Genomic DNA, 20,873 nt, shown 5'->3' on the forward strand with positions numbered 1-20,873 from the left:
GGTAATTCATTAATGCTCTATGGTATCAACAGCAATAGCTGCAGCACCTGGTCTACGTGGATCGGCTGCACCTAAAAATACACCATTATGTCTCATAATACTTTGTAAACTACCCAGCGAACTAGAAACCTCTACGGTGTAACCCTTAGCTTTTAAAAGATCGACAGTATCTGCTGAAGTATTCCTTTCAACATATAAAATATCAGGTTGCCATTGATGATGAACTCGTGGAGCTAAAGTGGCCTCTGCGATATTCATTTTGAAATATAAAGCATTAACTAATTGCTGAAATACAGCAGTGATTATTTTACTGCCGCCAGGTGTGCCCGTAGCAATATAAGGCTGACCATCTTTTAATACTATGGTAGGTGTCATAGAGCTTAGCGGACGTTTGTTTGCGGCAATAGCATTTGCTGTGCCGCCAATTAAACCATAACTATTTGGGCTACCGGGTTTTGCCGAAAAATCATCCATGGTGTTATTGAGTAAAATTCCGGTGCCGGGAATAGTAATGCCACTGCCGTAATTATGATTTAACGTATAAGTATTACTAACCACATTACCTGCTGCGTCCATTACAGAAAAATGAGTGGTATCAGGGCTTTCATATTTACTCGGCTTACCTGCTTTAATATCACTTGAAGGGGTAATTTTATTTAAGTTAATATTTTTACTTAAAGCTTGAGCGTATTTTTTACTGGTTAAGCCATCACTTGGCACTTTGACAAAAGCAGGATCACCTAAAAAAGTGCTTCGGTCGGCATAAGCTCGTTTAAAAATTTCAGTTTGAAGATGTATCATGGCCGCAGAGCCTTGCTGAATACCTTCTAAATCCATGGTTTCCAGCATATTCAACATTTGAATAAGGTGTACACCACCTGAGCTTGGCGGCGGCATTGTTAAAATTTCATAGCCATTAAATGTACCGCGGATAGGCGTTTCTTCCTTTACTTTATAATCAGCTAAGTCCTTTGCAGTAATAAGGCCGTCACCTTGCTCCATGGCAGCCACTAATTTTTTGGCTATGTCCCCTTGATAAAAGCCAGATTTACCCTGTTTTTGTAAATACACTAAACTATTAGCAAGATCTTCTTGGATAAAAATATCACCCGCTAGATAAGGCTGACAGTTTTCCTTTAAATACACTCGACATGTTTCTGGAATTCGGGCAAGAAACATTTGTTCTTTATAAAAAAATCGCGCCATATCGTCATCAACAACAATGCCATTTCTAGCCAATTTCTCAGCGGGTTTTATTACTTCAGCCCAAGACATTGAACCATAATTTTCAAGGGCATAATGCAAACCTGCCACTGTACCAGGCACTCCAGAAGCGGATAAAGTTTTCAGTGATTTATTCACTATAGGATGGCCAAGTTCATCAAGAAAAACATCTTTGTATGCGGCAGCCGGAGCAGTTTCTCGATAATCAATGGCAATGGTTTTATCTTGTTCAGCCAAATGAACCAGCATAAAACCACCACCCGCTAAATTGCCCGCTCGCGGTAAAACAACGGTTAATGCGAAACCAACGGCGACAGCGGCATCAACGGCATTGCCACCTTGCGCTAAAATACCTGCACCAATTTCACTGGCAATACGCTTTTGACTAACCACCATGCCTTTTCTGCCTATGACAGGATGATTTACATCATAATAATCAACTAACTGCCATAAAAGTGGTGTTTCAACCTTTTTAAGCGCTTCTGTCGGTGCATTGGCAATACTATTGCTAGAAAGAAAAGCTAACAAGCAGCAAGTTAATTTTGTTAGCAAATATCGTTGTTTTGTTAAGCGAAAAGAACTTAAAAATAAACGCTTATTGATAATAAAATTATTTTTCATGATGATCTCTGTATTCCATATAAGACTTTCACTAAGGGAAAATAGTTGCATGCATTTTCCATGCTTGCAGCAAAACATTCTAATTCCATAAACACTATAAGAATTACAACTCAGGTCGTCTTTATTTTCAGACGTTTTTAAGATTTTAAAGATTGTAAAACATTTCGATATAATTAAGTATCTCTGCTTCGTATCAATTAGTTTCACCCGCCTCAATAAAGCAACATCGCCACATCAGAACAATATTAAGAGCAATCTAACTAAGTTTCTGTTTAGTTGCGATAAAAGCACTATAATCACGGCTTGCTTCTCCCTACACTAATTAACAAGGCCACACCATGAATACCAAAATATATAAACAAGTACTGATAATCACTGACAACTTAATGGCGGCCGTGCAACAGAAAAACCAAAAGCGATTCGATGGCTTTTATGTAGAATTACAGCAGCTGTGTGAAGAAAATGAAAAAACCGATAAAGATCATCCTGTACAGTGGGAAACCCTTGCTGACTTTACCGATGATTTAGCATTAGCTATTACCATTTATAAAAAAGCGTTAGTGAAAGCTGAAACCATTAACTCTAAAGATTTCCGTTCATCTATTGGTTATTCAATTGCCGCTTTACAAGTTGAGCTAGGTGATACCGTAGAAGCGATAGAGCATTTAGAACAAGCTAAAATTAGCTGCAATAAAATTGTCGATAAAGAATTAAAAGCTGAGATTCATGATTTATTAGAAAAACTAAAGAACTCATAAGATCATTTTAACAATACAATCTAAATCAATTAGGGAGCACGGCTAATGGCATCAGCAAAGCGAATTATGATCTGTGCCTGGGGCAGCAGATGTGATCTACAAGCTGTTACCTCATTGGCTAAAGCCCTTAAAAAATCTGGCCGAGAATGACTAGATAAGCGCTAAAACAACGCTTACCTAGTCATAACTAAGTAATACTTTTGCTGTTACCGCCTCATTTCAATGAGCAACTATTCAATGGTATCAATAATGATAATTTCACAGTCTGTCGATGCCCTTAAGGTAATTGAATTTGACTGAGTAACTTCCATAGCATCACCTTTATTCATAGTTACACTTTCAGAGTTATTACCATTGGTGCTTACTGAGCCATCTTCCACCTTAAACATGCCATTGGAGGCTAAAATATAAGCTTGATGTTTTATTTCATGTTCAATGATGCTGCCCTTTGCTAATTTACCACCATATATTCTGGCTTCTTGGTTGATAAACAGTGCTTTATCCTTATCTTCATCATAACCTGATGCCAATAAAGTAAGTTCTGACGATGGGTTGGTACGGAACATTTTACTTTCCCAACGAGGAACAAGGTTTTGTTTATTAGTTTCAATCCAAATTTGATAAAAGGTTAACGGCTCTTTAGTGCGATTATATTCTGAATGTACGATACCAGTACCGGCACTCATCACTTGCACCTCACCCGCTCTAGTTATGCCTTTATTGCCCGTACTGTCTTGATGGCTAATGGCACCTGAGCGAATAAAGCTAATAATTTCCATATTTTTATGTGGGTGAGATGGAAATCCTGTTCCTGGCTCAACCCAATCATCATTAACTACACGTAGTTTGCCAAAACCCATGCGGGTAGGATTATAATAATGAGCAAAGCTGAAATGATGTTTAGACTTAAGCCAACCATGGTTAGCGTTGCCTAGACTTTTATAGGGATAATGTTTAATCATAATATTTCCTTATTCAAAGTTTATGAAGCTTCATTTGAACTCTTATTTTCAATTAATATTAACGTGATTAATATTGACGATCACGATCGTGTAAGTCTTCAAAATGTTGCTCTGCGCCCAATGGTACAATTTGAGTCGGATTAATGGTTACGTGACTGGCGTAGTAGTGTGTTTTGGTATATTCCAAATCAACGGTTTCTTTCACGCCTGGTACTTGATAAAGCTCATTAACGTAATTACTAATATGATGAAATTCACTGAGTTTTTGACGATTACACTTAAAATGACCGTGATATACCGCATCGAAACGAATAAGCGTAGTAAATAAGCGCCAATCAGCTTCAGTAATATTGTCTCCAACAAGGTAACGCTGTTTTGATAAACGCTCTTCTAACCAATCTAAACTATCAAATAAACTATGGTAAGCATCATTGTAAGCTGCTTGTGTAGTGGCAAAGCCTGCTTTATACACGCCGTTATTAATGGTGTCATAAATACGTGCATTTACAGTTTCAATTTCTTCTCGTTGGACAACAGGGAAGTAATCATCGCTATTGCCCGTTAGCTCATTAAAGGCAGAGTTAAACATTCTGATTATTTCAATGGATTCATTATTAACAATCGTCTTGGTTTTTTTGTCCCATAAAATCGGCACAGTTACTCGACCTTCGTAGCTTGGATCTGCTTTTAAATATAACTGGTAGGCATAATCTAACGCATACAGAGAATCGCCATGTTCGCCATATTCACTAAATTCCCAACCATTTTCCATCATTTCAGCTTTTACCACACTGACCGAAATAGCGGCTTCAAGTTGTTTTAATTTTCGGAATATCAGCGTTCTATGTGCCCAAGGACATGCCAGTGAAACATATAGGTGATAACGCCCAGCTTCTGGGGTAAATGTACTACCTTCTACTGAAGAAATTTGATCTCTAAATCGACTGTCTTGACGAACAAACTCACCTTTACTTTCATCTGTGTCGTACCATTGGTCGACCCATTTACCGTTAACGATTAATCCCATGACAAACTCCTAAATTTTGTAAGTTAAGCCAATAATTTATCTATTGGCTGGTAATAAAAAATATTTAATTTTGGTGCCTTTTACTGCTTAAGCTGCTTTGTTTAGCGCTTGATAAATTTTTTCATCAACTGAGTACTTACCGCCGCCTTGAATAAATAGCGCAAGTGTTATGGCTATTAACGACAAACCGAACTCATAACCGTTGTTAGCCATGAACAAACCGTTATCGATATGCACAGTCACAATGGCAACAAGCATGGTGATGGCTAAAACAAAACTGGTTGGTCTGGTAAGAAAACCAATAATTAATAATAAACCGCCAAAAAACTCAGCGCTGCCGGCCATTAATGCCATTAGGTAGCCTGGCGCTAAACCAATAGACTCCAGCCATTGTCCAGTGCCGTTTAAACCATAACCGCCAAACCATGCAAAAAGTTTTTGTGCGCCATGAGCGGTAAAAATAATGCCTGCGATTAATCGCAATGGTAGCGCCGATAAAGATTGTTCAGTTTTAGTGATGCGGTTAGTAATGTTTTTAATGTTCATGATTTTTCGCCTTTTAGGTTGTTCGCTGTATGTCGTTAATTGACTATGTAGCTATTATATAAGTAGAATATTCATTGAATAACCCCTACTATTTGTTTGATATGTTCAAATTTTTTGAACAGTTAAGTATTTCAATTAAACTAACTTTTAGATTGCACAATATTTCGGATAAATACAGATGAACACACCGCCTATTAGCATTGAAGCGTTACTGGTATTAGACGCCATAGACCACCGTGGCAGTTATGCGGCAGCAGCAGAGCAATTAAATAAAGTACCATCAGCGCTTTCTTATATAGTGCAAAAATTAGAAGAACAGTTAAATGTGACGCTATTTGTGCGACAAGGGCGACGCGCGGTACTTACACCAGCAGGTAAACACTTATTAGTAGAAGGACGTAAAGTCTTGTTTGCCATCAATGCACTGTCAGAACAAACTCAAACCATTGCCAATGGCTGGGAACCTAAGATACGCATTGCTTGCGACTCAATTATCGATATCAAACCTATTTTCACGGGTATACAAGGCTTTTTAGTTGAGCATGAAAATATTGAAATTGATGTACAAGAAGAAGTTATGAATGGTACTTGGGAAGCACTAATTGATGACAGAGTAGACTTAGTGATTGGCGCCCCTGCACCTATCCCTAATCAAAAAGGTATACGTGCAATAAAAGCAGGTCAGTTAGAAAGCGTTTTGGTGGTAGCTAAGTCACATGCCCTAACAAAACAGCAGTCAATCAAGCAAGTAATGCAACCGAGCGACTTAACAAAGTATCGCAGTGTGATTGTGCATGACTCCTCGCAAAATGAAATTCCTTGGTCGGTTAATGTAATTGAAGGCAGCCAACACTTTTTTGTTAGCTCTGTTACTCAGAAAATAGCTGCCATTATTGCCGGAATAGGCATTGGGCATTTACCAAAATATATGGCACAACCCTATATAAAAACTGGCGAGCTAGTGATTATTGAATTAACAGAGCAGCCTGCCCCGCAAGACCTATATATGGCTTGGAAAATAGCCAATAAAGGTAAAGGCTTAAGTAAACTAAAAGATATATTATCGAAACTAGCAAGCTAGCATTAGTTGAAATTAAAGAGCCATTACATAAGAAAAAATAATAAAGCTAACCACAATCGCAGCATTAATTAGCACATCAGCTGCTAAAGATGCAGTGAAAATGTAGCATAAAAAATATACCGTTTTAAATACTGCATTATTGCTGCCCCCATCACAAAGAAGGCAGCAATAGTTTTACCTTAGTGCGAATGACCGTGACCGCTTTTAGCAGCAAGAGTATTTTTAACCTCTTTAATTTCTCCTTTTTTACTTATGTTGAAATAGAATGTTTCGTTGGTTTTGCTATTCATCGCTTTTACGATGTAATTGCTATCACCCTCTTCAACTATGCTAAATTGCTCTTTAGTGACATCAGCCCATGACTTATCAATTTTTCCCACGGACATGCCATGATCTTTAAAAGACAGCATTTTTGCTGAGGTTTGCGCTACCTCTAACACTTTGTCAGCTGTTATTTTGCCATGCCCATCGGAATGAGCAAAAACTGTCGCCGATAACGCGAAAGAAGAGATTAGTATTATTTTCTTTATTATATTCATATTTTTACCTTACTTATATTGAGAGCTTAATTGAGAAATTTAATGAGTGTTTAATTGCATACTTACTTGATATAAATTATTCCAATAGATAACTACTTAAGACCTTCAATGGCATATTCACCATTAAAAATAAGTTGAACCTGAATATCTTTATTTGATTTATTTTTCCAGTACCAGCCGTGTGAACCCTCAAATGGTGCGGTGAAACTGCCCTTCATCTCGTTGGCAGTAGCAATGGTATAAGACTCGAAATAACCGGTGGTATCGCCCTTAGGCTCACCGTGTAAATCAACATAAAGTTCACCACTCTCGGTTGTCCACTCGTAAGTCGCTTTACTGTACTGTTTCATGGCAAGTTTATATTCTATGCCCTTGCCCGCTGGTACAATTAAAATCACTGAGTCCTGCTGACCTTGTTTCGATACTGCAGTGTCAACTGGTTTGGCTTCGTTATTAAATACTGTTAGGCCAAGCTTTTCACCAACCCCTGTAGGGTCAATGTTATATTCTGCCGGCAAAATAAATAGCACTAACACAACAATAGCGATGACTAACGAAATAACTGTCGCTTTTAGCAGTGAGCGACTCTTTTGATTTGTTTCCATAAATAATGTTCTCATAATGTTTGTTAACTTTAATTCGAGTTATTGAAGAAAGTATCCGGTTAATTGCATACCAACAAGCATAAAACCTGCGCTCATTAAGGCTGTATTGGTGGTGGTAGCGAATTTATTGAAACTTGAAAATTGACGCCAATAGTTAATCGCGAGCAAAATGAACATCAAAGCAAGCAACTGCCCAAGTTCAACACCAATATTAAAAGCAAGTAAATTAGTGGCCAGCCCTTCTGTTGGTAGTTGAAATTCTTGAATTTTAGTTGCCAAACCAAAGCCGTGAAATAAGCCAAAAATAAGCACAGCCTTTTTAGGGTTAGGTTGGGTACCAAAAAAGTGTTTAAAACCGCCAAGGTTATCAAAACCTTTATAGATAACAGACAGGCCGATAACAGCGTCAATTAAGTAAGCATTTACTTGAATATTGGCAAGTACACCCGTCATTAGCGTTAAACTATGACCAATGGTGAACATGCTTACATAAAGCAATACATCCTTACCTCGATGTAAAAAGAACAAAACGCCTACTAAAAAAAGTAAGTGGTCATAGCCGGTGAGCATATGTTTTGCGCCAATATACATAAATGGCAAGATTTGCACGCCAGTATTATTTTGCAGAAAATTGCGTGTACTATCGTCTACCCCATGGGCAAAAACTTCTACAGAAGCCATCGCACAAAGGATAAGCAGAGGGTACAGCAAATAGGTTAGTTTCAACTTTCCTAACATAAGTTTTCCTAACATTAATTTACCCTTTAATTTCAATTGAATAAGTGCTATTTACTGCACTCTATTTAGTATCTATTGTCTATAACAAACAATATAAAGCGAGCAGAATAAACAGCGTTATGTTGGTAGAGAAGATAACTCCTCCGGTGACAATGGTTGCTAATGGCTATTGAACTTCAGATCTATGCCGACATTTAACATGCGCCTTGTTGAATAAGGGCTTGTTACGCAAAAGATCTCAATGAAACTAAGCATAATCCGGCAATATTTAGTGTTCTCAAGGCCATAAACCTATCGCCGATAGGTTTTGTACCTGTGTTTTATTGAGTCGGCATGGTGCCTACCCCCCTTTTATTTAAAATATGAGTTAAGAAGTAGAATTTAAAATAAGTAGGTCATTACAAACCGACCGACGGTCGGTTTTTCAATTAAAAAAAAGCTCAAATATTAGTGGCTTAACACTGTCTCGATCAAATGATGTACGCCATCAATTGAAGAAAAACACACAGCTAAAATAAAGATAACTAAAACAACGGTAAGCATCTTATTAACTGGTTTTAAGTTTAATTGTCCTAATAAAAAATAAACCCGCTGCTCTAATACATCAGCGCCAAAATTAGCCACCAGCTCATTATTTTTTACTGGTGAATACAAGGCATTTAGGCGAGCTGCCTTCACCAATGTACTGGCTACAAAGGTAGAGGTTATATCATTATTTACCACGGCATTATCGGCAGCTTGTTCCATGGCCAGCGTCATATGAAGCTTGAGATGAGCCGCTAATGAAGGTATAAAAAAAGCCGTGAAAATACTAAATAACCACTTCTTTAATGGATCATTCATCTTGGCATGTGCTCTTTCATGGCCAAGAATTACCGCTATTTCTTCGTCAGTCATTTCCTTTAACATGCCTGAGGTGATAAAACATTTCTTGTCAATAAAACCCGCGGTAAAAGCACTCGATTCAGCTAGTTCAATCTCAAAAACACCACGTGTTAAAGGTTTTGAAAAGCTAGTGAGCTGCGCTAAATCTTGATGATGACGTTTTAGCTGAATAAGCTTTTTTACTAAGATATATAAAGTGAAAATTAAGGCTATTATTAGGGTTGCACCATGCCAACTTAAGCTGCTAAATACGCTCATATGATGCCAGTGAGCATAGTCTAATTCTGCTTCAAATATCGTGGCGGATGTATAGCCATTTAGGAATACCAAGGCAACAAATATACTTGTTAGCCAAGGTAATATTACTAACAGCCACAAGACGATTTTTCTGGATTTTACCTGCAAACTGATAAATTTTTGCGTGAGCAAAGAGACAATTGCTGAGACAGTGAGGTTGGCAATAACAAACGCTAGAATAACAATTGTTATTATATTCAACCAAACAGCTAATTGACCTGTAACCATCGATTAATTACCTTTCGCTAGCTTTATACGTTGGGCTTCAATTAAAGACTCTAATTTATTGAGTTGCTCTTCATTAAAATCTGCTGACATAGAAGAAAAAGCTGCCACTAAACTATTATCGTCAGTTACGAAATCGCTAGTAACTGAGCGGATCAACTGGCCAATCAATTCATATCGTTCAACTTTTGGCTGATATTGAAAAGCGTTGGTCACTTTATGACGAGATAATAATTCTTTTTTATAGAGGCGATCTAAAGTGCTTTGGTAAGTATTTAAACTGCCGCCTCTGATCTTTTCAAAATGCTTGAAGACTGCTTTTACATCTGCAGATTTATGTTGCCATAAATACTGCAACACTAATTTCTCTACTTCACCAAGTTGCATAAATATAACCTTAAATCTAAAACCGACCGCCGATAGGTTTAATGTACAAGATCAAAAACCGACCGTCAATAGGTTTTAAAAATATTATCACTAACATCGAGCGCTGGCCGAAGTTTGGCCTTCAAATACTAACGAAGATCGTATTTGGGAGTACGCAAAAAAAATGCACCCTCTCTTGATGAGAAGGTGCATTATCAATACAAAACTTAATTTTTCTGCTACTAGCAGTCATTAAGTTATTGGTTTTTCAGTGATGCATCTTAACGATAAAATGCTTCAACGGCACCTTTTAGCTTAATCATAAGCGGTTGTCCGCGACGGTCTAACGCTTTAGGTGATGGAATTTTTACCCAGCCTTCACTAATGCAATATTCTTCAACATCGAAACGTTCTTTGCCGTTAAGACGAATACCAATATCATGTTCGAAAATTTCTTCCACGTGGTGTGGGCTACGAGGGTTGCCAGAAAGGTGATCTGGTAAAGCGGGTTTTGAGGTAGCATCGTTCATGTTCATGACCTGTAGTAAATATAAAGTGCGCTATTGTAGGCAATATAGGCAGACCTCTCAAGAGCTGCTCTAATAAATGTTAGCCTACGGTGTCTGGTTTAAAAAATACCTAGATTACTGAACATTCAAGTAATTTAAAAACTCATGCATTGCAAAACACTCTAAAGCGGCTGATTACCAGCCGTTATGTGCAAAAACTCCAAACATAGCTCCAATACAGCCCTATAAACTAGAAATACCGTCTAATTAGCTCTTAAATGGAAATAGTGAGTTTATTTTTAGGTTATTACTCTTGATATGAATTCCAATTATTATTGTTGTATTGAATAAGTCGCACTTTCATTGATGGCAAAGGTAGATGTGACTTGATTAACTTAATAATTATAGTTTTTAAAAGGAACAAGTAATGCACATATATAAAGTAGGTAATCAACGTATTGATGGCTTAATACCCGGAACTAGTGGTGAACGTGCCTTTCCAACCAAGCAATTAGGCTATCAATCAAAGGACAATTTAAACGGTACCGATCCCTTTATCATGCTTGACCATATTGGCCCATCAAAAATGGCGGAAGGTTGGAGGTTAGGTGGCCAAGAAGGCATTCACCCACACCGTGGTTTTGAAACCATGACCTTTATGTTTAAAGGTAATTTACATCACTTGGATACGGTATTTACTGAACGTCCTTTATTAACCAATGGCTCAGTACAGCAAATGAATGCAGGCAAAGGCATTCGTCATGGCGGTGACTTTTGGGCTGATGAAGATGACAGTGAGTTTCATGAAATTCAATTATGGATCAATAACCCTGCCGACAAAAAAATGAGCGAACCTTATGTACGCAATTATTCTGCCAACAATATTTCCAGCTTTGAACAAGACGGTATTCAGCTGCGCCTGATTGCTGGCAGCTATCAAGGAGAAAAAGGGCCGGTGCAAACATTTGCTGACATTCGTGTTTTACATGGCACAGTCACTCAGCAGCATAATAAAGATAAACCTAGTTATATTGCGCTCGAACAGCAACATGCCAGTCAACTAATATTTGTGATGACCGGTAGTGTGCAAGTAAATGAAAAAGTAGTGCATGCTGGTGAGACAGCAGTTTTAAAAAATCTTCCAGAAATAGTTCTAAGTGGTGAAGAAAACAGTCAGTTTCTGTTAATTAGTGGCAAACCATTAAAAGAGCCCTGTGTTTTTGCTGGACCTTTTGTGATGAACAGCCATGAGCAAATTCAACAAGCCTTTGCCGATGTCGATTCCGGGGTATTTTAACGTTAACGGATACAACGAACTAATAAAAACAAACATTTGGAGAAAGATATGAACAATGAACATACAAACAAACGTATTTTAGCGCGCGGTTGTGACCCTGTTGCCTCACAGCAAGCAGCGCAAGCTTTACCGCCATTAATGGGCAATCCTGAATATGTAGCCACCAGTGATGATGTAGAATTTATTGATAAGTTAAAAAATGAGACATGGTCCGTCATATTTTTTGCCCCTGGTGCTTGTCGCTTTAATGCTGAAAATCACCCTATTCCTGGCAATAATAAACAAACACGAGGCTGGAGTTTGGAACAATACAAGGCATTAGTACGTCAAACGCAAGGCGCTAATATTCAGATTGTTGAAACTCTATCTGAACAAGAGACAGTAACACATTTAAAAGCCGCATTAGCTGCAGCGCAATAGTAAATATGAAGTGATCTATTACGGTTATTTATGGTTTAAAAAACTTGTTATCTTTTGCTTAACGCCATGTGTAACAATGGGAAAGCATTGCCTTGACCATCTAACTCAGAACGAGCAAAAACTTTAAAACCTAAATGTTTATAAAAGCCAATAGCCTCTGGGTTTTGCTCATTTACATCAACTTTAATCGCTGATTGATGTTTAATCGCATTTTTTAATAAAAGAGCACCAATACCACAGTTTCGAAGTTCAGGGCAGATAAACAACATTTCAATATTGCCCTCCGCTACACCAATAAAGCCAACAATATCATTGTTATCATTTTTAGTTACTCTTAAGTCTACAGAATCAAAGTAGTGTTCTAAAATAAGAGGTTTCAATGCTTTTATATTTTCTTCAGGTAAAAAATCATGTGTTGCTCGCACAGATTTTTCCCAAATTTCAATTAACACTAAATAATCAGCTTTTGCTGCATTATCGATTTTCATACTAAACCTTTTAAAAATTATAACCCGTCAAGCAACGGTGCAAAACATCCGCAGCTTGACTTGATATTACCTTACTCTCTGTGCAGCACTTTAGTTACACAGTGTACGGAACCGCCATTTTTGCATAACTCTTCATAAGAGCCCGATAGCATTGTTACATTAAAACCGTGTTCTTCAAAAATAGCCGCTACTTTCGAATCAAGTTTACGCCGATTCACACTGCCTGGGGCGACAGAAGAATATGAAGGTAAATATACATTCTTAATGCCTGCAAAAGCTTCAATGATACAGTTGTTATAACTCAAAAACGTGCCGTTAGAGTTTGTCACATTCCATAAATCTAGCGGTAGTCTGACAACTTCGAACTCTAAGCCATTAATACTGTATGCCGCTAACCAATCTGAAGTTTTATCGAAAGTACTCGCAATTTCCACTAGCGGTGACTCTTGATCAAGTACACTTTTAGCGAGGTTAACATCACCAACAAAAATTAACTCCTTGCCGTTTTCTGCTTTACCGCCCAATGTAATGTACATATCAATATGAAAGATTGGTTGGTAGGTGCCCTGAAATACATCAATAGGGAAGTTTACTGGCGCATCGAAGCCAAGCCAGATGATGGTATCAACACCGAACAGATCTTGAAAACCAGCCGTAACCTCCTGCTCAGTTTCTCCTGTTATTTTCTTGTTGTAATGTAAATAATCACTGCCTACTATTACGTAATTGTCGCCAGCAAGGATATTACCCCCCTCAATGTGATACTTAGTCGCTTCAACCTGAATATTTGACCTTGCGGCCACTTGCTCTGCAACAAAGTTATCTCCACCGCGAGTGAAATCCAAGGGTTCAATTAAAATTGAATTACCTTCATCATCTTTTAAACAACAATACCCATCTTGAGCCCAAATAGAATGCTGTGAACTTTCCAGTTCACACTCCCAAATATTTCCTGAAATTTGTCTAATTAATCTATTTACATGTGCAGGATAATTAGTTCGCGCATTAATTAACTTTAAATTGATGTCAGGGTCTAAGCCACTACTAATTGCGGTTTGTCTTATGGAGCTATGGGCCGAATTTTCAGCAAGTATAATATATTCAATATTACTGCCTAATGATTCAAATATTCCCTTGTATCGTTGGAGGGTAATATCATTGGGTAAAGGGTTGGATGATGGATATGTTAAGAGCATTCTCTTAATTTCTCCATAAATTGACGACATTGCTTTTGGCATACTAACTTCCTTATTGTTGGTAAATGTTATGAACTCTATTTGCTTATAACGCCCTAATAATGGACAGGTTATTGTTGATTAAATAAGCGTCGAAGGAGACAAAACAACTGTTATTTGTCCTGTTAATTTTCTTAGCTATACCCTACACCGATATAGAATCAAATTTAACAAATAACAAGCCAACTGAAAACAGAATAAACCCAGGAATAGCATGAACAAACACAATTGGATATTGAGCTACGGCTGATTTAGTGGGAATAAAAAAATATGGGTCAAGTTTTTGAATGAATTTATAAATAGGTTTGGCTATTGGCTTAAACCAAGTTTGAAAATAATAACCAAATACAGCAATTGCCTGAACTTCCAATAATAAAACAAAAAACTCCAAGCCAATACCATCCAATAGCACAGCAAAAGCTATAAGCTCTGGTTCGGTTAACAAAAAGATAACTAATAGAAAGCTAGATACTTTCCATGACGATTTTTTCAAATTCATACTCAGTTCCTAAGTGATTGCTAACGCCCAAGTAATAGGCAAGTAATAGTTGGTTAAAATAAGCAACGCAGGAGAAAAAAACAACTGTTCTTTGTCCTGATTAATTTGCCTATTATGTCTTTCAAGCCAACTCTGTGCTTTACCAATATTAATAAACACCTTAGCTTTACTTTTAAGGATATTTTGAATGCCTTGAGCTTGAACGCTATTAGAAACAACTATACCAGTTAAAACACATCCGTTTTTGTCGTACCATTCCCACAATAATTTAGTTAAAGCGGCGGTAGTCGGAGAGCCGAGAACTTCATCATCCCACACTTCAAGTCGCTTCCAGTCTTGAACCGACCTATTTGAAACAGACTTTTGAATTAAAGGAATATAATATTCAAGAGCTTCTTCGTTGAAAGCTCTCTTAACTTCTAGAGTGAAAACATCATTCACCCATGAAAATGAAATTTCCCCATGTTTGTTCATGTATCACCTCAATGTTAGACATAATCTAATTATAGAAGGTGCCCACTAATTGTGGGGAACACTGACTATCAACGCCTTGTTAAGTAGAATAATGGTTGGCTACAATCTCGAAGCGATGGCCAACTGTTATTTTTCCGTTTAAGCAACTCATGCGTATTAGCACTGAGTTGTTTCAATAGGACTCGTTACTTTTTAGTTATTTTAGTGGTGTAACCTAAAGGATTTTCACCAGCACTCTTTTCTGTCACAAACTCGAGTTCATGGGTGATGCACTTAAGCTGATCTCTTATATCGTGACTGACAAATAACAGCTGGGTTTTACTGTTTTCGGCAATATAGTCCATTAACGCTAAAACTTTATCACGGTTATGATTGTCTAAGCCTTGGCAAGGTTCATCTAAAATCAAAATCATCGGCAACTTAACCACAGCGCGTGCAATTAAGACCAAGCGCTGCTCGCCATATGAAAGTTGATTAAAATAAGTATTTTCATGTTGTTCTAGCCCTAATAAAACTAACCATTGCCGAGCAATAATTACTTGTTGTCGGCTGGGGTTATCATATAAACCTATGCTATCGTAAAAACCTGAAAGTACCACTTTGATTAACGTGGTTGATACACGGTAATCACGATGTAATTGTGCGCTTACTAAACCGTAATGACGCTTGATATCCCAAATAGATTCACCACTGCCACGCTTTACGCCAAATAAATGAATATCTTTCCCATAAGCTTTTGGGCTATCGCCAGAAATCATCGCTAATAGTGTTGATTTACCACAGCCATTCGGTCCAATAATTCGCCAATGTTGGCCTTGCTCAAACTGCCAGTTAACTGCGTTGAATATTGGTTTTTGATCAAAGCTTACCGATACATTGTTAACCGCTACCAACGGCGTGTTTTTTTCAAGATGATCGTATTGTAAACAATCAGGTAAATGGTGCGGCAAACTATAATGGTTTTCATTGAGTTGCTGCCACTGCTCTGTGGCGATAATTTCGCTGCGCTTTCCCGAAAGTACTATTTTACCACTTTTCATGTACACTAAATTTTCAATACTGCTCGGTAGGGTTTGATGATAAAAATCAAATAAAATAATGCTAATACCGCGCGCTACCAGTGAATTAAGAACATTACTTAAATGTGCCTGTGAGCCAATATCTAAACCTGCATAAGGTTCGTCTAGTAACATTACTTGCGGTTTCAGCATTAAAGCGCGTGCCATTAATACTTTTCGAGTTTCACCAGTAGATAAAATTTTGAAAGGTTTCTCTAGTAACTTTTCAATAGCTAACAGTGCTATTATTTCGTCTAAATCCTCTGCTAAGAAAGCATTATCATCAATAATTATTTCTAGCGCTGTTCGGCCATTATCTACGCCTTCTTCCATAAAATCACTGCGGTCATTCAAGCGATCTTGCGCTAAGGTTTCAGCTTCTAATTCAAAACTTAAGGTAGTGAATTTTCCAGTTAAAACCACGCTACCTTGATAACCCGTTATGTCCCCCGCCAATATTTGCGCTAACACCGATTTACCGCTGGCGTTATCGCCAAGAACAAGCAGTGACTCACCTTGTTTTAAGGATAATTCGTCAATTGATAACGGTGATTTATTAGATAGTTGAAAATGTAATTGCTCAATAGATAATATGGGTGACTGCATGAGATAGAATAAAATAAGGTCTGGTAGATTGATTATACAAATGCAACTAATTCAAAAGCTACAAATAAATTATTATTAGTTAACCTGAACTCTGGGTAATGAGTGCTTGATGTATAAATAAAAACAACAACTTAGGGTTATTAACAATAAATTTTACCGAATTAAATAGCGATATACGCTATCAATGTTTCAATTTAGTCGATTATCAAGGCAAAACGTTTATGAATAACGGGTTATTTATCGACGTTTTAACGCTGATAATTGGATAAAGAGGAATATTGAGAAAATGCTGCTTATCCAGAATTCAGGTTAGTTATAGCTATTGGCGCCAAGGTAGCTTTTTAGAGTTTGTATTAACGGATAAACACTTCATCCATTGTTAATTGTTTGGTTTGCTCTGGCTTGTAGGAGTACAAGGGTACAAATAATCAGGGTTATTATTTGGATAGGGTGTGAGATGATATTAATAAGCCCATTAAAAAGCACAATGTAATGGACTATTATTTAGGTATTACGTCAGTAGTAATAATAACCGAGTGGAACAGCCTTTAATACATACTTTTCAGCAGTAATAACCGAGCTGCACAGCCTTTATATACAATACTAAGACCTTCGGTGATAAATCCAACTTCATTGTTGCCACTATCAAAAACCCGACCTGATTCAGCCGCGAATCCTATTTCGTTGTTACCAGCATCGAAAATTCGACCAGATTCTGCCGCGAACCCAATTTCATTATTACCACTGTCAAAAACTCTACCTGAAGTAGCACCGAACCCAATCTCATTATTGCCACTGTCAAAAACTCTACCTGAATCGGCAAAAAAACCAACCTCATTATTACCACTGTCAAAAATTCTTGCACTCATTTTTACTTCCTTTGTATAAGTTGTGAACGAAGAGTTGCTGACTATATCAGCATTTCAAATTTAGAAATAGGCTTTCGATAATAAAAAACCTATTTAAAAGTTAGTTATTCCATTGATTTTTATCAATTAAATACCTTTTAATTTCAAAAAATCAATTTACATGTGGGGCTGCTCGTTTAATAAAAAATTTAAGTGAGAAAAGTAAATTTTCAATCCTTTTGTTATAGCTTGTAACAACCCCGTTTAAGTCTAACTAAACCATAGTAGGAGTTTTAGACCTTACATGTTCTTGTTTTTTACTCCTGTCTACTCTCTTCTTAAATGTTTTATTATTTTGCAGCATATCGGTTTCCAATTCGGTCAATAGCTCAACCATTTCGTTAGCTTTCGCTAAAATTTGCCGATCAGTAAACTCCGAATCGGAATTTACAATGACATCCCGTAATGAAAAAGATTCTTGGTACGAGACACCGCAATCGACCTTCAGCAAGTTAACTTGTTCCGTAGGGTCAGAGATGAGCTCATAGAGTTCATATTCATTATTCTTACTGTGAGGAGTAAAGGTAGTGCTGCCATTAACAGAATCAAAAGTTATGTGCAGATAACGTACAAATTTCCACGTTCTCTCATCATTGTCCTTACTTACCACACAGTGAACTTGGTTAGGGCCTTTAATAACTCCGCGAGTCATAGGCACATCGTCAAACTTTCCAGCGGCAATTAAATTATCTACCGCTTTCATATATACATCAAAGGTAGAAACTTCAGTGGTCGGTACATCTTCTCTGGGTCCTCCCTCTTCAAGCGGCTCTGTGATGGTATCGTAGGTCATAAATAATATGCCATCTCGAGACCTGATATGATTGAATGTTTTTATTTTAGGTAATGGTGAAGTCTCTTGAATAACGGCCTTTATTAGCCCACTAAGATCCGCTCCTACAGGATGAAGTATCTCCGAATGCCCTCTAACTGAACTAGGTAATGAATCCTGTAAAGATTGCATATAATCTTTCAGAGAAACATCATCATTCGGCTTGGTGAGACCCAGAATAGTGGGTAACAAATCAATATGACTGGTAAGTTCATTGATTTCCCATGTTCCCTCTTTAGAATCTCTCATTTGCTCCGGTAAGCGTACAACCATAGGCACATGCACCACCTCTTCATAAGCGGAATGCCACTTTTCCATCATACCACCGTGGGATGCACCATATTCGCCATGATCGGCACAAAAGATGACAATAGTATTTTCATCCTGACCGGATTCTTCCAAAGCAGTAAGTACTGCATCAATGTGTTTATCTACTTCGTAGATAAGGTATCCATAGTATTGTAAAAAGGCGAGTTTGGCATCATCCTTACTCGTATCGTCACCGCTAGTTAATTCAAAGGGGATACCGGTTAAATTTGCATCGGCAGTAATTTCAGCAGCCTTGGCCAAAACATAATCAGGATCGTTACGAAGTTTGGCTTCAGCGACCGCCAAACCTGTCAAAGAACCAAGAGCTAGACCCATTTTATAGGCATATTCTTGTTGGCAAGAGGGCTTGTTGTTTTGACTCAATCCATTGTTCAATTCCTCCGGTGGCAATGCCGCATTGTCTTGTGGAAAAGCTACGGTTTTATTGCTACCGTCTTTATAGCCTTGATTGAGTTTTATCTTCATCGTGCCAAAAGTTGGTGTCGAAGCTACTGTGTGGCGGTGAGGCACTTTAAGCATTATCGGTCCATTAACTACCTCGACCACTTGATCACAAACTAGGCTGGGTAAACCTGGATAACAGGCTATATCATGGGGGTTGGCAAAGGAAGATACCGTAAACCAAGGACTGGGCACTTTAGCCGATACATCAGAGTTGGAGTTGACATTATAGACATTCGCATCAGCGGTATTAACACTATAAGGATAACCCAACCCCTGACGACGAAGGAACGTAGTGGTTAAATCTCTGAACTGATAGTCTCGGTAATATCCTAGGTTGTTTTTTAATGAACCATGTGGATCAGGACGAGTTAGATCCCAGTCAGAAAAGCCAAAGCCCTCTAAGTCTTTGGTATCCTCCCCACTAATATGCCATTTACCAAAATAGTGGGTACTGTAGCCACTATCAATCATCCAATCTCCTATCGTGGGGTGCTCTGTCTCTTTAAGCCAAGGGAAGCTGGCGTCTGCACCGTCTTTAAAGATACCATCGGTTTGGGTAACACCTGTTATGGTTCCGTATTGACCAGTAAATATAGCAGAGCGGCTAGCTACACAGGCAGATGAAGCGATTCGGTGTTGATTGAAAATCACCGAGTTTTTGCGTAATTTACTGAAACCAGGGAAGAGTTTATCGTAATCTATATTGTTGTGCGTATAATCATCAACCACTTTAAAATTTAAAACGTTTTTAAGTGCTTTGACAAATCCCTCATTATCTCCGTATTCGGGTTGAAAGCGCAACTGATCGACGATGATCATTAGGACATTTGGTTGCGTCGTTTTAGTTTTAGTTTTAGTTTTAGATTGAGTTTGCTCAGTCATATAATTTTCCTTAATTATTATTACTGCTTATTTTAAGTGTGTAGCCAATTTAAGTTTGACCAGGTAGCTTTTGGAATTTACTAACTACTTCTTAGAGTAAACTTCAACGATGTATTCAAGTATTTATACTGCACGAGTGCTTTCTAAATATCACCAACCTGCTCAAGCTTAAAATATCAAAGCTATTGTTTTTAATAAAGTAATATTTCATTTTCGTTTTGTGCTTTTAAGCATGAGCTTATTACCAACGTTATTAATCGGGTATCGCATAGGCGTAAGAAGAATGTTGAACTGTGTATAACGCTTTAGGCTGAACGTCTAAATAATACCGTTTGGATAGGGGTGACTCATTGAATAATCGGCTTGGATGATAAAAATCAAATACATTATTAGTTATAGCTATGGTGCCAAGGTGGCGAATTATCGGAGGTAAAACTGGGGATAGGGCAGACATAAGTTCAACAGTGAACTATGGGTGCCCTTTATTTCATTTATCGAATCAAAATATTAGATTCTGTATTTATATCACCGTCAACATCAATCACAGCAACTTTACTGTCACATAGTAAAATAGCCAGAGGATTTGTATGGCCATCTCTAATATAGGCGAGATTATAGCCAAAAGTATTTAAAATGCCTGATGCGAACTGCTGCGGAATTGTTAGCTGATTCAATAGAGCAGATTTACAAGGTGATGAGTGTCGTCTTTCTAAGTTTGTATTATCCATAATAATATCCATATATTAATTCCGTTTCGTGAGCGTGAATATATGGTGTTTACTGGGATAAGTAAATGGATAAATTATAATCTGACAGAATAATTGATCACGAAGAAAAGAGCCTTGCTCCTCTACATTTAATAAGTAGCTAAGCTTATTCAGCTTGTTGACGTATATAAACACAAAAGCAGCCTCAAAATTGAGGCTGCTTTTTTATTTGTACTTTGCTATTCCTGGCTAGGTTTAACTCATATAAACAATAAATTAAAATAACGAATAAAATATAACCTTTTAATTT

At 37.6% G+C, this 20,873-nt stretch carries 22 protein-coding genes; 4 read left to right on the forward strand and 18 right to left on the reverse strand.

Features of this window, described 5'->3' with window-relative positions:
* Positions 1 to 9 precede the first annotated feature (9 nt).
* On the reverse strand, positions 10 to 1,845 hold the full coding sequence (gene ggt / locus GAB14E_RS06960) for a gamma-glutamyltransferase (protein ID WP_033083294.1): 1,836 nt from the start codon (positions 1,843 to 1,845) through the stop codon (positions 10 to 12).
* Between the two features lie 338 nt (positions 1,846 to 2,183).
* Between ggt and GAB14E_RS06955 the strand changes: the two genes are divergently transcribed.
* Positions 2,184 to 2,603 (forward strand): hypothetical protein, encoded by a 420-nt coding sequence (locus tag GAB14E_RS06955; RefSeq protein ID WP_033083295.1) that lies wholly within the window; start codon positions 2,184 to 2,186, stop codon positions 2,601 to 2,603.
* Positions 2,604 to 2,833: 230 nt separating this feature from the next.
* Here GAB14E_RS06955 and GAB14E_RS06950 read toward each other — a convergent pair whose 3' ends face one another.
* The 3 genes from GAB14E_RS06950 to GAB14E_RS06940 form a co-directional block, all read right to left on the reverse strand.
* A complete protein-coding gene (locus GAB14E_RS06950) occupies positions 2,834 to 3,565 on the reverse strand; it encodes a pirin family protein (RefSeq protein ID WP_033083296.1) in 732 nt (243 codons plus the stop codon).
* A gap of 67 nt (positions 3,566 to 3,632) precedes the next feature.
* Positions 3,633 to 4,592, reverse strand: a complete 960-nt coding sequence (locus GAB14E_RS06945; RefSeq protein ID WP_033083297.1) for a glutathione S-transferase family protein — start codon at positions 4,590 to 4,592, stop codon at positions 3,633 to 3,635.
* 87 nt (positions 4,593 to 4,679) lie between these two features.
* Positions 4,680 to 5,138 carry a DoxX family protein gene (locus GAB14E_RS06940; protein ID WP_033083298.1) on the reverse strand — a complete coding sequence of 153 codons (459 nt, stop codon included), beginning with the start codon at positions 5,136 to 5,138 and terminating at the stop codon, positions 4,680 to 4,682.
* A gap of 178 nt (positions 5,139 to 5,316) precedes the next feature.
* Here GAB14E_RS06940 and GAB14E_RS06935 point away from each other — a divergent pair, with 178 nt between their 5' ends.
* On the forward strand, positions 5,317 to 6,219 hold the full coding sequence (locus GAB14E_RS06935; protein WP_033083299.1) for a LysR substrate-binding domain-containing protein: 903 nt from the start codon (positions 5,317 to 5,319) through the stop codon (positions 6,217 to 6,219).
* Positions 6,220 to 6,398: 179 nt separating this feature from the next.
* Here GAB14E_RS06935 and GAB14E_RS06930 read toward each other — a convergent pair whose 3' ends face one another.
* From GAB14E_RS06930 to GAB14E_RS06905, 6 genes are all read right to left on the reverse strand, one after another.
* Positions 6,399 to 6,758 carry a DUF6488 family protein gene (locus GAB14E_RS06930; RefSeq protein WP_052093859.1) on the reverse strand — a complete coding sequence of 120 codons (360 nt, stop codon included), beginning with the start codon at positions 6,756 to 6,758 and terminating at the stop codon, positions 6,399 to 6,401.
* Positions 6,759 to 6,850: 92 nt separating this feature from the next.
* On the reverse strand, positions 6,851 to 7,363 hold the full coding sequence (locus tag GAB14E_RS06925) for a hypothetical protein (protein ID WP_033083300.1): 513 nt from the start codon (positions 7,361 to 7,363) through the stop codon (positions 6,851 to 6,853).
* Positions 7,364 to 7,402: 39 nt separating this feature from the next.
* Entirely contained in the window at positions 7,403 to 8,101 is a 699-nt protein-coding gene (locus tag GAB14E_RS06920) for a HupE/UreJ family protein (protein WP_033083301.1), read from the reverse strand.
* A 447-nt stretch (positions 8,102 to 8,548) separates the two neighbouring features.
* Positions 8,549 to 9,511, reverse strand: a complete 963-nt coding sequence (locus GAB14E_RS06915) for a M56 family metallopeptidase (protein ID WP_033083302.1) — start codon at positions 9,509 to 9,511, stop codon at positions 8,549 to 8,551.
* 3 nt (positions 9,512 to 9,514) lie between these two features.
* On the reverse strand, positions 9,515 to 9,895 hold the full coding sequence (locus tag GAB14E_RS06910) for a BlaI/MecI/CopY family transcriptional regulator (protein WP_033083303.1): 381 nt from the start codon (positions 9,893 to 9,895) through the stop codon (positions 9,515 to 9,517).
* Between the two features lie 260 nt (positions 9,896 to 10,155).
* The gene (locus GAB14E_RS06905) at positions 10,156 to 10,404 is read right to left on the reverse strand and encodes a DUF3297 family protein (RefSeq protein WP_033083304.1); all 249 of its coding nucleotides are present in this window, start codon (positions 10,402 to 10,404) and stop codon (positions 10,156 to 10,158) included.
* Positions 10,405 to 10,810: 406 nt separating this feature from the next.
* Between GAB14E_RS06905 and GAB14E_RS06900 the strand changes: the two genes are divergently transcribed.
* Together GAB14E_RS06900 and GAB14E_RS06895 are read left to right on the forward strand one after the other, a co-directional pair.
* Positions 10,811 to 11,680, forward strand: coding sequence for a pirin family protein (locus GAB14E_RS06900; protein ID WP_033083305.1), 870 nt, complete (start codon positions 10,811 to 10,813; stop codon positions 11,678 to 11,680).
* 48 nt (positions 11,681 to 11,728) lie between these two features.
* Positions 11,729 to 12,100 carry a hypothetical protein gene (locus GAB14E_RS06895; protein ID WP_033083306.1) on the forward strand — a complete coding sequence of 124 codons (372 nt, stop codon included), beginning with the start codon at positions 11,729 to 11,731 and terminating at the stop codon, positions 12,098 to 12,100.
* A gap of 47 nt (positions 12,101 to 12,147) precedes the next feature.
* Here the strand turns inward: GAB14E_RS06895 and GAB14E_RS06890 are convergent, their stop codons facing one another.
* From GAB14E_RS06890 to GAB14E_RS06855, 8 genes are all read right to left on the reverse strand, one after another.
* Positions 12,148 to 12,588, reverse strand: coding sequence for an acetyltransferase (locus GAB14E_RS06890; protein WP_033083307.1), 441 nt, complete (start codon positions 12,586 to 12,588; stop codon positions 12,148 to 12,150).
* Between the two features lie 71 nt (positions 12,589 to 12,659).
* Positions 12,660 to 13,826, reverse strand: a complete 1,167-nt coding sequence (locus tag GAB14E_RS06885; RefSeq protein ID WP_033083308.1) for an agmatine deiminase family protein — start codon at positions 13,824 to 13,826, stop codon at positions 12,660 to 12,662.
* Positions 13,827 to 13,968: 142 nt separating this feature from the next.
* Positions 13,969 to 14,322 carry a hypothetical protein gene (locus GAB14E_RS06880; RefSeq protein ID WP_033083309.1) on the reverse strand — a complete coding sequence of 118 codons (354 nt, stop codon included), beginning with the start codon at positions 14,320 to 14,322 and terminating at the stop codon, positions 13,969 to 13,971.
* Between the two features lie 9 nt (positions 14,323 to 14,331).
* Positions 14,332 to 14,796 (reverse strand): hypothetical protein, encoded by a 465-nt coding sequence (locus GAB14E_RS06875; protein ID WP_033083310.1) that lies wholly within the window; start codon positions 14,794 to 14,796, stop codon positions 14,332 to 14,334.
* A 185-nt stretch (positions 14,797 to 14,981) separates the two neighbouring features.
* The gene (modF, locus tag GAB14E_RS06870) at positions 14,982 to 16,460 is read right to left on the reverse strand and encodes a molybdate ABC transporter ATP-binding protein ModF (RefSeq protein ID WP_052093861.1); all 1,479 of its coding nucleotides are present in this window, start codon (positions 16,458 to 16,460) and stop codon (positions 14,982 to 14,984) included.
* 548 nt (positions 16,461 to 17,008) lie between these two features.
* The gene (locus GAB14E_RS06865; protein WP_033083311.1) at positions 17,009 to 17,329 is read right to left on the reverse strand and encodes a hypothetical protein; all 321 of its coding nucleotides are present in this window, start codon (positions 17,327 to 17,329) and stop codon (positions 17,009 to 17,011) included.
* Positions 17,330 to 17,582: 253 nt separating this feature from the next.
* Positions 17,583 to 19,856, reverse strand: a complete 2,274-nt coding sequence (locus GAB14E_RS06860) for a sulfatase-like hydrolase/transferase (protein WP_052093862.1) — start codon at positions 19,854 to 19,856, stop codon at positions 17,583 to 17,585.
* A gap of 491 nt (positions 19,857 to 20,347) precedes the next feature.
* Entirely contained in the window at positions 20,348 to 20,584 is a 237-nt protein-coding gene (locus GAB14E_RS06855; RefSeq protein ID WP_156115757.1) for a hypothetical protein, read from the reverse strand.
* Between the last annotated feature and the right edge of the window lie 289 nt (positions 20,585 to 20,873).

The organism is Colwellia psychrerythraea (genome assembly GCF_000764185.1).
Classification (GTDB): Bacteria; Pseudomonadota; Gammaproteobacteria; order Enterobacterales; family Alteromonadaceae; genus Colwellia; species Colwellia psychrerythraea_B.

Excerpts from the sequence above, each read along its gene's own strand:
- ggt (WP_033083294.1), bottom strand. The coding sequence starts at position 1,845 with ATGAAAAATAATTTTATTATCAATAAGCGTTTATTTTTAAGTTCTTTT.
- GAB14E_RS06955 (WP_033083295.1), top strand. The coding sequence starts at position 2,184 with ATGAATACCAAAATATATAAACAAGTACTGATAATCACTGACAACTTA.
- GAB14E_RS06950 (WP_033083296.1), bottom strand. The coding sequence starts at position 3,565 with ATGATTAAACATTATCCCTATAAAAGTCTAGGCAACGCTAACCATGGT.
- GAB14E_RS06945 (WP_033083297.1), bottom strand. The coding sequence starts at position 4,592 with ATGGGATTAATCGTTAACGGTAAATGGGTCGACCAATGGTACGACACA.
- GAB14E_RS06940 (WP_033083298.1), bottom strand. The coding sequence starts at position 5,138 with ATGAACATTAAAAACATTACTAACCGCATCACTAAAACTGAACAATCT.
- GAB14E_RS06935 (WP_033083299.1), top strand. The coding sequence starts at position 5,317 with ATGAACACACCGCCTATTAGCATTGAAGCGTTACTGGTATTAGACGCC.
- GAB14E_RS06930 (WP_052093859.1), bottom strand. The coding sequence starts at position 6,758 with ATGAATATAATAAAGAAAATAATACTAATCTCTTCTTTCGCGTTATCG.
- GAB14E_RS06925 (WP_033083300.1), bottom strand. The coding sequence starts at position 7,363 with ATGGAAACAAATCAAAAGAGTCGCTCACTGCTAAAAGCGACAGTTATT.
- GAB14E_RS06920 (WP_033083301.1), bottom strand. The coding sequence starts at position 8,101 with ATGTTAGGAAAGTTGAAACTAACCTATTTGCTGTACCCTCTGCTTATC.
- GAB14E_RS06915 (WP_033083302.1), bottom strand. The coding sequence starts at position 9,511 with ATGGTTACAGGTCAATTAGCTGTTTGGTTGAATATAATAACAATTGTT.
- GAB14E_RS06910 (WP_033083303.1), bottom strand. The coding sequence starts at position 9,895 with ATGCAACTTGGTGAAGTAGAGAAATTAGTGTTGCAGTATTTATGGCAA.
- GAB14E_RS06905 (WP_033083304.1), bottom strand. The coding sequence starts at position 10,404 with ATGAACGATGCTACCTCAAAACCCGCTTTACCAGATCACCTTTCTGGC.
- GAB14E_RS06900 (WP_033083305.1), top strand. The coding sequence starts at position 10,811 with ATGCACATATATAAAGTAGGTAATCAACGTATTGATGGCTTAATACCC.
- GAB14E_RS06895 (WP_033083306.1), top strand. The coding sequence starts at position 11,729 with ATGAACAATGAACATACAAACAAACGTATTTTAGCGCGCGGTTGTGAC.
- GAB14E_RS06890 (WP_033083307.1), bottom strand. The coding sequence starts at position 12,588 with ATGAAAATCGATAATGCAGCAAAAGCTGATTATTTAGTGTTAATTGAA.
- GAB14E_RS06885 (WP_033083308.1), bottom strand. The coding sequence starts at position 13,826 with ATGCCAAAAGCAATGTCGTCAATTTATGGAGAAATTAAGAGAATGCTC.
- GAB14E_RS06880 (WP_033083309.1), bottom strand. The coding sequence starts at position 14,322 with ATGAATTTGAAAAAATCGTCATGGAAAGTATCTAGCTTTCTATTAGTT.
- GAB14E_RS06875 (WP_033083310.1), bottom strand. The coding sequence starts at position 14,796 with ATGAACAAACATGGGGAAATTTCATTTTCATGGGTGAATGATGTTTTC.
- modF (WP_052093861.1), bottom strand. The coding sequence starts at position 16,460 with ATGCAGTCACCCATATTATCTATTGAGCAATTACATTTTCAACTATCT.
- GAB14E_RS06865 (WP_033083311.1), bottom strand. The coding sequence starts at position 17,329 with ATGAGTGCAAGAATTTTTGACAGTGGTAATAATGAGGTTGGTTTTTTT.
- GAB14E_RS06860 (WP_052093862.1), bottom strand. The coding sequence starts at position 19,856 with ATGACTGAGCAAACTCAATCTAAAACTAAAACTAAAACTAAAACGACG.
- GAB14E_RS06855 (WP_156115757.1), bottom strand. The coding sequence starts at position 20,584 with ATGGATAATACAAACTTAGAAAGACGACACTCATCACCTTGTAAATCT.